The organism is Clostridium septicum, from assembly GCF_003606265.1.
Classification (GTDB): domain Bacteria; phylum Bacillota; class Clostridia; order Clostridiales; family Clostridiaceae; genus Clostridium; species Clostridium septicum.
The window spans coordinates 1,755,783-1,769,829 of sequence record NZ_CP023671.1; the positions used below are offsets into that span (position 1 = coordinate 1,755,783).

Here is a 14,047-nt window from a genome sequence, read left to right on the forward strand (position 1 = left end):
ATTTTTTAGTTTAGTATGTAGTTATAATATAAATTGTTTATGTGAAATTATATAGTACAACTATTATTTTTTTGATGAAGAACAATAGTTGAAGATACTGTATTAAGTATCTTCTAGAAATATAAATTAATTAATAGCCTATGAAATTAAGGACACTTCTCCTAGTGTATCAATAGTAGAGTAGTAGAGATAAAGGTAGTAAATTGGAGGAAATTTAATATAAATTGTTAATATTAGCTTTTATAATTATACATAGCTATAAATTAAGTGGTATTATAAATTTCGTTCCCAAGAGGAACATAAAAAAAACACTAAATAAATCGAATTAACAGTTTTAAATTATAAAAAAAAGTGTTGACATTGATTTAAATAGGTGATAAGATAAATGAGTCGCTTGAGGGCGAGGAAGAAAATGGTCTTTGAAAATTGAACAGAATAAAAGTTAAGTAATAACCAGCAATTCTTTTGAGAGTCTTAAAAGACTCAAAGTAATTTGAGCAACAGATTAAACTTTTTAGTGAGAGTTTGATCCTGGCTCAGGACGAACGCTGGCGGCGTGCCTAACACATGCAAGTCGAGCGAGGGGAGTTTCTTCGGAAACAAACCTAGCGGCGGACGGGTGAGTAACACGTGGGCAACCTGCCTTGTAGAGGGGAATAGCCTCCCGAAAGGGAGATTAATACCGCATAACATTGCAGCTTCGCATGGAGCAGCAATTAAAGGAGTAATCCGCTACAAGATGGGCCCGCGGCGCATTAGCTAGTTGGTGAGGTAACGGCTCACCAAGGCGACGATGCGTAGCCGACCTGAGAGGGTGATCGGCCACATTGGGACTGAGACACGGCCCAGACTCCTACGGGAGGCAGCAGTGGGGAATATTGCACAATGGGGGAAACCCTGATGCAGCAACGCCGCGTGAGTGATGAAGGTTTTCGGATCGTAAAGCTCTGTCTTCAGGGACGATAATGACGGTACCTGAGGAGGAAGCCACGGCTAACTACGTGCCAGCAGCCGCGGTAATACGTAGGTGGCGAGCGTTGTCCGGATTTACTGGGCGTAAAGGGAGCGTAGGCGGACTTTTAAGTGAGATGTGAAATACCCGGGCTCAACCTGGGGGCTGCATTTCAAACTGGAAGTCTAGAGTGCAGGAGAGGAGAGTGGAATTCCTAGTGTAGCGGTGAAATGCGTAGAGATTAGGAAGAACACCAGTGGCGAAGGCGACTCTCTGGACTGTAACTGACGCTGAGGCTCGAAAGCGTGGGGAGCAAACAGGATTAGATACCCTGGTAGTCCACGCCGTAAACGATGGATACTAGGTGTGGGAGGTATCAACTCCTTCCGTGCCGCCGTTAACACATTAAGTATCCCGCCTGGGGAGTACGGTCGCAAGATTAAAACTCAAAGGAATTGACGGGGGCCCGCACAAGCAGCGGAGCATGTGGTTTAATTCGAAGCAACGCGAAGAACCTTACCTAGACTTGACATCTCCTGCATTACTCTTAATCGAGGAAGTCCCTTTGGGGACAGGATGACAGGTGGTGCATGGTTGTCGTCAGCTCGTGTCGTGAGATGTTGGGTTAAGTCCCGCAACGAGCGCAACCCTTATTGTTAGTTGCTACCATTTAGTTGAGCACTCTAGCGAGACTGCCCGGGTTAACCGGGAGGAAGGTGGGGATGACGTCAAATCATCATGCCCCTTATGTCTAGGGCTACACACGTGCTACAATGGCAAGTACAACGAGATGCAATACCGCGAGGTGGAGCTAAACTATAAAACTTGTCTCAGTTCGGATTGTAGGCTGAAACTCGCCTACATGAAGCTGGAGTTGCTAGTAATCGCGAATCAGCATGTCGCGGTGAATACGTTCCCGGGCCTTGTACACACCGCCCGTCACACCATGAGAGTTGGCAATACCCAAAGTTCGTGAGCTAACCGCAAGGAGGCAGCGACCTAAGGTAGGGTCAGCGATTGGGGTGAAGTCGTAACAAGGTAGCCGTAGGAGAACCTGCGGCTGGATCACCTCCTTTCTATGGAGAAATCTAGTTAACAATATGATTAACTAGTAATAACTCAAAAGATATGGTATCTTAACTTCTGTTCAATTTTGAAGGACCAAAAGCCTTCAAAATTTTTGTTCTTTGAAAATTGCACATGAATTAAAAACAACTTAAGTGAGAATCTAAAATTATAATTTAGTTATTCGAACTTACTCCTGAAAGCGTATGTGAACAGGAGTTTCAGATTAACGAAAGTTAATTGAGAAGTGACAACAAGCCAAGAATAATATTCTTTGTGAAAGTAAATTAACTCTTTGTAAAAGAGAACCGTATAGGTCAAGCTACAAAGGGCGCATGGTGAATGCCTTGGCATCAGGAGCCGATGAAGGACGTGATAAGCTGCGAAAAGCTTCGGGTAGGCGCACATAGCCAGTGATCCGGAGATCTCCGAATGAGGAAACTCACATGGGAAACCCCATGTATCCTGTAATGAATAAATAGTTGCAGGAAGGTAAACCCAGGGAACTGAAACATCTAAGTACCTGGAGGAAGAGAAAGAAAAATCGATTTTCTAAGTAGCGGCGAGCGAAAGGGAAAGAGCCCAAACCAGAGATTTATCTCTGGGGTTGCGGACAGAACATAAAATAAACTAATTTGTAACCGAAAATAACTGGAAAGTTAGGCCATAGAGTGTAATAGCCACGTAGGTAAAACAAAAAGGTTTAGAGTTCTGATCCAGAGTACCACGAGACACGTGAAACCTTGTGGGAAGCAGGGAGGACCACCTCCCAAGGCTAAATACTACCTGATGACCGATAGTGAAGCAGTACCGTGAGGGAAAGGTGAAAAGAACCCCGGGAGGGGAGTGAAATAGAACCTGAAACCGTGTGCCTACAACCGGTCAGAGCACCATATGAGTGTGATGACGTGCTTTTTGTAGAACGAGCCAACGAGTTACGGTATGTAGCAAGGTTAAGTACTTAAGGTACGGAGCCGAAGGGAAACCGAGTCTTAATAGGGCGAGTAGTTGCATGCCGTAGACCCGAAACCGGGTGACCTATCCATGGCCAGGTTGAAGCGGGGGTAAAACCCCGTGGAGGACCGAACCACGTTGCTGTTGAAAAAGCATGGGATGAGCTGTGGATAGCGGAGAAATTCCAATCGAACTCGGAGATAGCTGGTTCTCCTCGAAATAGCTTTAGGGCTAGCGTCGGATATGAGTAATGGAGGTAGAGCACTGAATGGGCTAGGGGGCGTATCGCTTACCGAACCTTATCAAACTCCGAATGCCATATACTATTAGTCCGGCAGTCAGACTACGAATGATAAGATCCGTGGTCAAAAGGGAAAAAGCCCAGATCGTCAGCTAAGGTCCCAAAGTGTAAGTTAAGTGGAAAAGGATGTGGGATTTCTAAGACAACTAGGATGTTGGCTTAGAAGCAGCCACTCATTGAAAGAGTGCGTAATAGCTCACTAGTCGAGAGATCCTGCGCCGAAAATGTCCGGGGCTCAAACTTACCACCGAAGCTACGGGCTCATCGTAAGATGAGCGGTAGAGGAGCGTCGTAATCGGGCTGAAGTCGTACCGTAAGGAGCGGTGGACTGATTACGAGTGAGAATGTTGGCATTAGTAGCGAGATGTGAGTGAGAATCTCACAGGTCGAAAATCTAAGGTTTCCTGGGGAAGGCTCGTCCGCCCAGGGTTAGTCGGGACCTAAGCCGAGGCCGATAGGCGTAGGCGATGGACAATCGGTTGATATTCCGATACCACTACAATCGTTATTATCGATGGTGTGACGGAGAAGGATAGGATGTGCTAGCGATTGGAAATGCTAGTCTAAGCGTTTAGGGAGTTGAAATAGGCAAATCCGTTTCAACAATCCTGAGGCGTGATGGGGAAGGCCATTAGGCTGAAGTATCTGATTCCATGCTTCCAAGAAAAGCATCTAGAGAGAGAAGTAGTGCCCGTACCGCAAACCGACACAGGTAGATGAGGAGAGAATCCTAAGACCAGCGGAAGAATTGCAGTTAAGGAACTAGGCAAATTGACCCCGTAAGTTAGCGAGAAGGGGTGCCTACGAGAGTAGGCCGCAGAGAATAGGCCCAAGCAACTGTTTAGCAAAAACACAGGTCTCTGCTAAAGCGCAAGCTGATGTATAGGGGCTGACGCCTGCCCGGTGCTGGAAGGTTAAGGGGAACACTTAGCGCAAGCGAAGGTGTGAACTTAAGCCCCAGTAAACGGCGGCCGTAACTATAACGGTCCTAAGGTAGCGAAATTCCTTGTCAGGTAAGTTCTGACCCGCACGAATGGCGTAATGACTTGGGCACTGTCTCAACTGCAAATCCGGCGAAGTTGTAGTGCGAGTGAAGATGCTCGCTACCCGCGATTGGACGGAAAGACCCCGTAGAGCTTTACTGTAGCTTAGCATTGAATTCCGATATTGTCTGTACAGGATAGGTGGGAGACTTGGAAACTAGGGCGTCAGCCTTGGTGGAGTCAACCTTGGGATACCACCCTGACAGTATTGGGGTTCTAACCGGACGCCATGAATCTGGTGACGGGACATTGTTAGGTGGGCAGTTTGACTGGGGCGGTCGCCTCCTAAAAAGTAACGGAGGCGCCCAAAGGTTCCCTCAGAACGGTCGGAAATCGTTCGAAGAGTGCAAAGGCAGAAGGGAGCCTGACTGCGACACCCACAAGTGGAGCAGGGACGAAAGTCGGGCTTAGTGATCCGGTGGTACCTCGTGGGAGGGCCATCGCTCAACGGATAAAAGCTACCTCGGGGATAACAGGCTGATCTCCCCCAAGAGTCCACATCGACGGGGAGGTTTGGCACCTCGATGTCGGCTCGTCGCATCCTGGGGCTGTAGTAGGTCCCAAGGGTTGGGCTGTTCGCCCATTAAAGCGGCACGCGAGCTGGGTTCAGAACGTCGTGAGACAGTTCGGTCCCTATCCGTCGCGGGCGTAGGAAATTTGAGAGGAGCTGTCCTTAGTACGAGAGGACCGGGATGGACTGACCTCTGGTGCACCAGTTGTTCCGCCAGGAGCATGGCTGGGTAGCTAAGTCGGGAAGGGATAAACGCTGAAAGCATCTAAGCGTGAAGCCCCCCTCAAGATGAGATTTCCCATAGCATAAGCTAGTAAGACCCCTTGAAGAACACAAGGTTGATAGGTCAGAGGTGTAAGTGTGGTAACATATTTAGCTGACTGATACTAATAGGTCGAGGGCTTGACCAAAACAATAAGATGAAACTCAGCAGAGCTGAGTGAATTCGAGAAACGAAATCAAAGATTTTGGCTTCATTCATGTGCAATTTTCAGAGAACATTCTCTGAAAAGGTAAAGTAAGAACTAAACTGAGATTTAATTGTTGAAAAGGAAACTCAGCATAGCTGAGTGGGTTCGATATCTAAATCAAAGATTTAGGATCTCACACCATCTGGTGATGATGGCGTAGAGGAAACACTCCTTCCCATTCCGAACAGGAAAGTTAAGCTCTACAGCGTCGATGGTACTGCACGGGAGACTGTGTGGGAGAGTAGAACGTTGCCAGGTCATATGGGGGTATAGCTCAGTTGGGAGAGCACTTGCCTTGCACGCAAGGGGTCAAGAGTTCGAATCTCTTTATCTCCACCATATAAAGCTACGAATTAATTCGTAGCTTTTTTTGTTATATATAATATATACTTAACAATATTTGATAATAAAAGGGTATAGTGTTATTATTTTTATATATAAGTTTATAAAAAGGCTAGGTGAACATATGTCATTTTATAGAGTTAAGCAGTTCTTATGGGCTATAGGATCAACATTTAAAAAGGTAGATTATGATTATTTAAGAAAATATTTAAATGAAGAAGAAATAAAGTTATTTAATACATTAAAGCATAATGAGAAGCATCATTGTATAAGAGTATGTAAAGATTCTATATCAATGAAAGAGGAAAATAATATAGATGTTGATGTTATGAAACTCGGAAAAGCTGCATTACTTCATGATATAGGAAAAAGTAAGTTTAAATTAAATGTATTCGAAAAGTCTATTGTAGTACTTTTAGATAAAGCTACAAATGGAAAAATTAATAGATATAATAATATAAAGCAAATAGATATATATTATAATCATCCTAAAATTGGAGAAAAAATTTTAAGAAAATATAATTACGATGAAGAATTTCTTCAAGTTATTAAATATCACCATAATAATAAAAATACTAATAATAGGATATTAGACATAATAAGTATATGTGATGATAAAAATTAGGAAGGGAGAAATTTTATGGCATCTACAAAAAGAAGAGAAGATATAATAAGGTTATTAATGACTAGTAATTTGCCTATAAAAGGAACAGATTTAGCTAAGAAATTTGGTGTTACTAGGCAAATAATAGTTAAAGATATAGCTATATTAAGGGCATCAGGTAATTCTATTATAGCAACTCCTGATGGTTACATTTATAATGCAATTAATAATAAGATTAAGAGTATTATTGCAGTAAATCATAATATTAACGAAACAATAAGTGAACTTGAAACAGTTGTTAAATATGGAGGAACTATTGAAGATGTAATAATAGAACATTCTTTATATGGTGAAATTAGAGGGAATTTAATGATTAAGAATTTGTATGATTTAAATAAATTTCAAGATGAGTTTAATAATAAGAATGTTAAACCACTATCTAATTTAACTAATGGAATTCATCTTCACACTATATCAGCAGATAGAGAAGAGGATATAGAATCAATAAAACTGGAGTTAAAACAGAAAGGGTTTTTGCTATAGTAAGATCAGGAGGGAGTATAGGTCATGGATTATGATATTCTTATATTAGGCGGTGGAATAATAGGCTGTTCTGTAGCTTATGAGTTGTCAAAATATAATTTTAATATAGCTGTTATAGAGAAAGATTATGATATTGCAGATGACATATCTTTTGTTAATACATCTATAGTTTATGATGGTTCAGAAACATCTGATAATGTAATGGCTGGACTAGAGTATATAGGAAATTCTATATTAGAAGAGACATGTAAAAAGTTTAATGTTCCTTTTAAAAGAATAGGAGCATTGAGAGTAGTAAATGATGAAAATGGTGTTAGAAAGCTTGAAGAAATGCATAGTAGGGCAAAATATAGAGGAATCGAAGGGGTAACTTTAATAGATGCTGAACAAGTATATAAGATAGAACCTAATATAAACACTAATATTAAAAAAGGTTTATACTCTGAAAATGTGGCTATAGTTGCACCATATGATCTCGCTATAGCATATGCAGAAGTTGCATCTGATAATGGTGTTAATTTTAGATTAGAAGAAGAAGTTTTAAATATTAAAAACTTAGCTAAAGGATTTAAAGTAACAACTAATAAAAATAAATTTTCATGTAAAGTCGTTATAAATACAATACCAAATGAAATGTATATACAAGAAAATGGGATCGTTGAAGAGAAGGATTCTGAGATTAGCGAAAATGAATTTAAAAATATGAGTTATTTATTAGTAGCTAATAATTATAAAAATAAATTAAAAAAAATAGTTATAGAAACATTAGATAAAAATACTTTTGTGGTAAGTACTCCTACAACAACTACTGGATCGTTAATAGGAATTAAAAGTATTAATAAAACTAGTTTAGATGATAATTTAGATTATGTAAATAATTTACTTATTGGACTTGAGAAGAAACATATAAATAATTTATTTAGAGAGAGTTATGATAAGGATTCTATATTAATAGATGATAGTGAAATTGATAGGGGATATATAAGAGTTACTGGAACTCATTATGGCAAGATAACAATGGCACCAGCTATAGCTAAAATGCTTTGTGATACTTTAACAAATAATTTAAAATGTACATTAAAGAAAAATTTCTTAGATAAAAGAAGATATTTCTATAAATTTAGAGAAATGGATAAAGATGAACTTAATGAAGTTATATCACTAGATAAAAGATATGGCAAAATAATTTGTGTTTGTAATAATATATCAGAAGGTGAAATAGTAGATTGTATTAGGAGACCTTTAGGAGCTAGAACTGTAGAAGGAGTTAAAAGAAGAACCGGGGCAGGATTTGGCAGCTGCCATGGATCATATTGTTATGATAAAATAATTAATATTCTAGCAAGAGAATTAGATAAAAAGGTTACGGATATTGTAGATGATTCAAAGGAATCTAAAATTATATCAGGTAGGATAAAAGAGTTTGATGAAATGTAGGAAAGTGAGGTTACTACTATGGATAAGGATGTTTTTACCTCTATTGTTCGAGTAAAAGGTAGTGATAAATATAAAGTAGTTTCAGTAAAGAGTAGTGAAGAGGTAGATAAAAAATTGTGGGTTGAATTATCTAAGGTTTTAGGTAGAATTTATGTTAATATACCTATTAATTCAGGTGATATTATATGTAAAAATATACTAAATACTGGAATTAACATAATATGCACAAGGACACTAGAACAAGAATAAATAAATATAATATGGTTATTATATAGATAAGAATAAATTAAATGTGAGTAAATTATTGACAAGTTAGAAATAGTATAATATATTAAAGTTAACTAAAATGTAATATTAAACCTATGAAGAGGCTAGTAATAATATTATTTACTTTAAGAGAGTCGATGGTTGCTGCAAATCGATAGTAAAGTATTATGAATCCACCTTGGAGGGACTGTGATGAGCAGTACGGATTTAACCGTTATATTTTTTAAGAGGATAGTATAATTTATAATACTATCAATTAGGGTGGCAACGCGGAGTCTTTCGTCCCTTTTATTAGGGGAGAAGGCTCTTTTTTATTTTCTAAAATTGATTTTTTATTATAGAGAGGAGATATAAAATGTTAGATTTAAAAAGAATTAGAAATAATCCAGAAGAAATTAAAAAGGCTTTAGCAAATAGAGGTGAGGATTTTCAAGAATCAACTATTGATGAAATAATAGCTTTAGATGAGCAAAGAAGAAATATATTAGTTGATGTTGAAGCATTAAAGAGCAAAAGAAATCAAGTTTCAGCTGAAATTCCTAAATTAAAAAAAGCTGGAGAAGATGTTACAGCAATAATGACTGAAATGAGGGAACTTGGAGACAAAATAAAAGAAGATGATGCTAAAATATCAGAAATAGATGAAAAGTTAGAATATATAATGTTAAGAATGCCAAATATACCAAATCCACAAGTTCCAGAGGGAGATACTGATGAAGATAATGTGGAAATAAAGAAATGGGGAGAGCCAACAAAGTTTAACTATGAACCAAAGGCTCACTGGGATTTAGGAACAGATTTAAATATATTTGATTTTGAAAGAGCTGGTAAGGTAACAGGTTCAAGATTTACTATATATAAAGGATTAGGGGCTAGATTAGAAAGAGCTATAATTAACTATTTCTTAGATAAGCATACTTTTGAAAATGGATATGAAGAAGTATTACCACCGTATATGGTAAATAGAGATAGTATGACAGGAACAGGTCAATTACCAAAGTTTGAAGAAGATGCATTTAAAGTTGAAAACAATGGATATTTCCTAATTCCAACAGCTGAAGTTCCAGTAACTAATATGTATAGAAATGAAACATTAAAGGGCACTGATCTTCCTGTTAAACATGTTGCTTACTCAGCTTGCTTTAGAGCTGAAGCTGGATCAGCAGGAAGAGATACTAGAGGACTTATAAGACAACATCAATTTAATAAAGTTGAACTAGTTAAATTCTGTAAGCCAGAACAAAGTTATGATGAATTAGATAAGCTAGTAAAAGATGCAGAATCAGTATTACAAGGTTTAGGATTACCGTATAGAATAGTAAGAATATGTAAAGGTGATTTAGGATTCACAGCAGCATTAAAATATGATATAGAAGTATGGATGCCAAGTTATAATAGATATGTTGAAATATCAAGTTGTTCAAATTTTGAAGATTTCCAAGCTAGAAGAGCAAATATTAAATATAAAGAAACGCCAAAGGATAAACCACAATTTGTTCATACACTAAATGGTTCAGGTGTTGCTATAGGAAGAACTGTTGCAGCTATATTAGAGAACTATCAAAGAGAGGATGGAACAGTAGAAATTCCAGAAGCATTAAGAAGATTTATGAACTGTGATGAAATAAAATAAGATTTAACGGATGTCTTTAAAAAGATAGTTATGAAAATATGATTTATATCTCATAAAAATTAAATAATAAATTTAGATATACCAATAGCACCTAGTAAGATTAAATATTCTTACTAGGTGCTATTTATTTGTAGTGAATGAAAAATAATCACTAAATTATATAGATTTTATACAGCTTCATTTTCCTTTTAGAGAGGTTACTATAGCGATTATACTGGTAGGCAAAAATAGTTTTTCATAAAAAATTAATTTGTAAATTATTGAATAAAATAACATAATATGATAATGTGTATGTGGGTGGTATTGGAATAAACCACACCATTAAATTTATATTTGAATTATTTTAATTAGACAGCTCATATCATAAAGAATGAGACTTAATAGTATCACACTCTATTTTGGAGGTGATAATTATAAAAATAGGATTTATAGGTGCAGGAAAGGTTGGTTTTTCTTTAGGAAAATATCTAACTGAAAATAATATTACTGTAACTGGATATTACAGTAGAAATGAAGACTCCGCATATGAAGCTTCAATTTTTACAAAAACAAAACAATATAATAATTTAAAAGAAATAATAAATGAAAGTGATGCTATTTTTATTACTACACCTGATAGAGAAATTCAAAAGGTTTGGAATGAAATAAAAAAACTGTCTATTCAAAATAAATTAATCTGCCATTGTAGTGGCTCATTATCTTCAAGTATCTTTTCAAATATAAACCAGTATGGTGCTTATGGATATTCTATTCATCCAATGTTAGCAATCTCAGATAAATATAATTCTTATAAAAATCTCAAGGAAGCTTTTATTACAATTGAAGGACATGAAAAATACAGAAATAAATTTAAAAGGCTTATAGAATCTTTAGGAAATAAAGCAACAATAATAAGTAATGAAAATAAGGCTTTGTATCATGCAGCTTCTGTTATTGTAAGTAACTTGGTTTTAGGGCTTATTAATAATAGTGTAAGTTATTTAGAACAATGTGGATTTAAAGAGGAAGAGGCTATCAATGCTCTTTATCCTTTAATTATATTTAATGTAAAGAATATAAGGGAAAAAGGCATTAAAAATAGTTTAACTGGTCCTATTGAAAGAGGAGATTTAAGTACTATTAAGTCACATTGTAAATCATTAAGTAGTGAAGATGAGATTATGTATAAGATATTATCTAAGAATATTTTGGAGATTGCAAAGGTAAAAAATAAAAATAGAGATTATAAAGAGTTAGAGGAATATCTAGGAGGAAAGAAATGAAAAATACAGCTATTACATTCAAAGCAGCTAAACAAAATAATGAAAAGTTAACAATGCTTACAGCATATGACTATTCAACAGCAAAGATAATAGATGAAGCGGGAATTAATGGGATATTAGTTGGAGATTCTTTAGGAATGGTATGTTTAGGATATGAAGACACTCTATCTGTAACTATGGAGGATATAATTCATCATACAAAGGCTGTGTCTAGAGGGGTAAAAAACACATTAGTTGTTGCAGATATGCCTTTTATGTCATATCAGACATCAGTTTATGATGCTGTAGTAAATGCAGGTAGACTTATAAAAGAAGGAAGAGCTCATGTAGTTAAATTAGAAGGTGGAATAGAAGTTTGTGACAAGATAGAAGGTATAGTTAAAGCGTCTATACCTGTTATGGCACATATAGGTTTAACACCACAATCTATTAATGCTTTAGGAGGATTTAAGGTTCAAGGAAAAAATGAAGACGCAGCAAGAGAATTAATAGAAGCAGCTAAAACGGTAGAAAGGGCTGGAGCCTTTGCAGTTGTTTTAGAATGTGTACCTGCTAAATTAGCTGAAATTATAACAAAGGAATTAAGTATTCCTACAATAGGAATTGGTGCCGGAGATAAGTGTGATGGACAAATACTGGTTTATCAAGATATGTTAGGGATGTTTAATGATTTTACACCTAAATTTGTTAAGAAGTATGCCAATGTAGGAGAAATAATGAATGGTGCCTTTAAAAAGTATATAAATGAAGTTAGAGATGGCGTTTTCCCAGAAGAAGTTCATAGCTTTAAAATTAGTGATGAAGTAATAGAAAAACTTTATTAATAAAAGAGGGATTTAGATGAGAATTTTAAAGAGCATAAAAGAAGTTAGAGAACAAATTAAGTTATGGAAAAGAGATGGACTTACAGTTGGGTTAGTTCCAACTATGGGGTATTTACATGAAGGGCATGAAAGTTTAATAAAGAGAGCTGCCAAGGAAAATGATAAGGTGGTTGTTAGCATATTTGTAAATCCAATGCAATTTGGTCCAGCAGAGGATTTAGATAATTATCCAAGAGATTTAGATGGTGACAGTTGTATCTGTGAAGGAGCAGGAGCTGATTTAATATTTAATCCAGATGCAAAAGAAATGTATTTTAATGATTTTTCAACTTTTGTTGATATGAATGGTCTAACTCAAGGATTATGTGGGAAAAGTAGACCCGTTCATTTTAGAGGGGTATGCACTGTTGTATTAAAACTATTTAATATAGCACCAGCAAATAGAGCATATTTTGGAGAGAAGGATGCTCAGCAACTAGCTATAATAAAAAGAATGGTAAGAGATTTAAATATAGATATAGAAATTATAGGATGTCCTACAGTTAGAGAATCTGATGGATTAGCTAAGAGTTCAAGAAACTTTTATTTATCACAAGAAGAAAGAAAAGCAGCAAATATATTAAATAAATCTTTAGAATTAGCTAAAATTAAATTGTGTAGCGGAGAAAAGAGTGCTAAAGCAATAAGAGATATAATCATTGAAAATATAAAAAAAGAACCTTTAGCTAAAGTAGATTACGTGGAAGTTGTTGATAGTAAATCTATGGAGAGAATAGAAAAAATAGATAGAAGTATATTAGTAGCTATAGCGGTTAATATAGGAAAAGCTAGATTAATAGATAATTTTACGTTTGAGGTTTAGTTGGAGGTATAAATATGAAGTTAAATATGTTAAAGGGGAAAATCCATAGAGCAACAGTAATTCAAGCAGAGTTAGATTATGTAGGAAGTATTACTATAGACGAGGATTTATTAGATGCAGCAGGAATTCTAGAGTATGAAATGGTACAAATAGTTGATATAAATAATGGAAATAGATTTGAAACATATACAATTGCAGGAGAAAGGGGAACAGGAATGATATGCTTAAATGGAGCTGCTGCAAGATGTGTACAAGTTAATGATAAGATAATAATAATGAGTTATTGTCAGTTAGATTCAAATGAAGTAAAGGATCATAAACCAAGAGTTATATTTGTAAATAATGAAAATAGAATAAGTAGAATTACAAGATATGAGAAACATGGAAAATTATCAGATTAAATATTATATAAGTGTATGTTTTTAAATAGTAAGTTATAAAATATATCTTAAATTTAATAAAAATTAAATAATACAATGATGAAGAGTATCTAGTAAGAACATTTAATTTTACTAGATACTCTTCATTTGTAGTATCTTAAAAATAATTACTAAATTATAGTTTTTATAAAGAAACTATAAAATTTTTTATAAAAAGTGTTGACATAATAGATTTACGTTGATATAATAATTCTTGTCGTGAGACGTGGAAAGATGGTCGAGTTGGTTTAAGGCACCGGTCTTGAAAACCGGCGTACCTTTGCGGGTACCCAGGGTTCGAATCCCTGTCTTTCCGCCATTTTTTTTGCTCAAAATAAGCAAAAAGGGAAGATAATTTATAATTATAAAATTCTTTAAAAAATATAAAAAAATATAAAAATTATGTTGACAGTTAAAAGAGTCGTTGTTATAATAATAACTGTCGCAAGGCAAAGAATATGGAAAGATGGTCGAGTTGGTTTAAGGCACCGGTCTTGAAAACCGGCGTACCTTTACGGGTACCCAGGGTTCGAATCCCTGTCTTTCCGCCAGTTTTAT

The 14,047-nt window shown here is 35.9% G+C and carries 9 protein-coding genes, 3 tRNA genes, 3 rRNA genes and 1 other annotated feature; all 15 genes read left to right on the plus strand.

Going from position 1 to position 14,047, the window contains the following annotated elements; translation table 11 throughout:
- Window positions 1–513 precede the first annotated feature (513 nt).
- A 16S ribosomal RNA gene (locus CP523_RS07800) occupies window positions 514–2,028 on the plus strand.
- A 304-nt stretch (window positions 2,029–2,332) separates the two neighbouring features.
- A 23S ribosomal RNA gene (locus CP523_RS07805) occupies window positions 2,333–5,236 on the plus strand.
- A 201-nt stretch (window positions 5,237–5,437) separates the two neighbouring features.
- Window positions 5,438–5,554 (plus strand): 5S ribosomal RNA (rrf, locus tag CP523_RS07810).
- The 16S, 23S and 5S rRNA genes sit together here with 1 tRNA gene alongside, the layout of an rRNA operon.
- Window positions 5,555–5,559: 5 nt before the next feature.
- Window positions 5,560–5,635: transfer RNA gene (locus tag CP523_RS07815), tRNA-Ala, on the plus strand.
- A 127-nt stretch (window positions 5,636–5,762) separates the two neighbouring features.
- Entirely contained in the window at window positions 5,763–6,263 is a 501-nt protein-coding gene (locus tag CP523_RS07820) for an HDIG domain-containing metalloprotein (protein ID WP_066679164.1), read from the plus strand.
- Between the two features lie 15 nt (window positions 6,264–6,278).
- A complete protein-coding gene (locus tag CP523_RS07825; RefSeq protein ID WP_066679162.1) occupies window positions 6,279–6,785 on the plus strand; it encodes a transcription repressor NadR in 507 nt (168 codons plus the stop codon).
- A 24-nt stretch (window positions 6,786–6,809) separates the two neighbouring features.
- The gene (locus tag CP523_RS07830; protein WP_066679161.1) at window positions 6,810–8,222 is read left to right on the plus strand and encodes an NAD(P)/FAD-dependent oxidoreductase; all 1,413 of its coding nucleotides are present in this window, start codon (window positions 6,810–6,812) and stop codon (window positions 8,220–8,222) included.
- Window positions 8,223–8,240: 18 nt separating this feature from the next.
- Entirely contained in the window at window positions 8,241–8,471 is a 231-nt protein-coding gene (locus CP523_RS07835; protein WP_066679160.1) for a DUF1667 domain-containing protein, read from the plus strand.
- A gap of 104 nt (window positions 8,472–8,575) precedes the next feature.
- Window positions 8,576–8,779, plus strand: a binding site (T-box leader).
- A 65-nt stretch (window positions 8,780–8,844) separates the two neighbouring features.
- The gene (serS, locus tag CP523_RS07840) at window positions 8,845–10,122 is read left to right on the plus strand and encodes a serine--tRNA ligase (RefSeq protein WP_066679159.1); all 1,278 of its coding nucleotides are present in this window, start codon (window positions 8,845–8,847) and stop codon (window positions 10,120–10,122) included.
- A 404-nt stretch (window positions 10,123–10,526) separates the two neighbouring features.
- On the plus strand, window positions 10,527–11,384 hold the full coding sequence (locus CP523_RS07845; RefSeq protein ID WP_243122402.1) for a Rossmann-like and DUF2520 domain-containing protein: 858 nt from the start codon (window positions 10,527–10,529) through the stop codon (window positions 11,382–11,384).
- Window positions 11,381–12,208 (plus strand): 3-methyl-2-oxobutanoate hydroxymethyltransferase, encoded by an 828-nt coding sequence (gene panB / locus CP523_RS07850; protein ID WP_120140754.1) that lies wholly within the window; start codon window positions 11,381–11,383, stop codon window positions 12,206–12,208. The genes CP523_RS07845 and panB overlap by 4 nt, the downstream gene beginning before the upstream one ends.
- Window positions 12,209–12,224: 16 nt before the next feature.
- Window positions 12,225–13,070, plus strand: coding sequence for a pantoate--beta-alanine ligase (panC, locus tag CP523_RS07855; protein WP_120140755.1), 846 nt, complete (start codon window positions 12,225–12,227; stop codon window positions 13,068–13,070).
- Between the two features lie 14 nt (window positions 13,071–13,084).
- Entirely contained in the window at window positions 13,085–13,471 is a 387-nt protein-coding gene (gene panD / locus CP523_RS07860; protein WP_066679148.1) for an aspartate 1-decarboxylase, read from the plus strand.
- A gap of 246 nt (window positions 13,472–13,717) precedes the next feature.
- A tRNA-Ser gene (locus tag CP523_RS07865) sits at window positions 13,718–13,808 on the plus strand.
- A 141-nt stretch (window positions 13,809–13,949) separates the two neighbouring features.
- Window positions 13,950–14,040 (plus strand) — tRNA-Ser (locus CP523_RS07870).
- The last annotated feature ends 7 nt before the right edge of the window (window positions 14,041–14,047 follow it).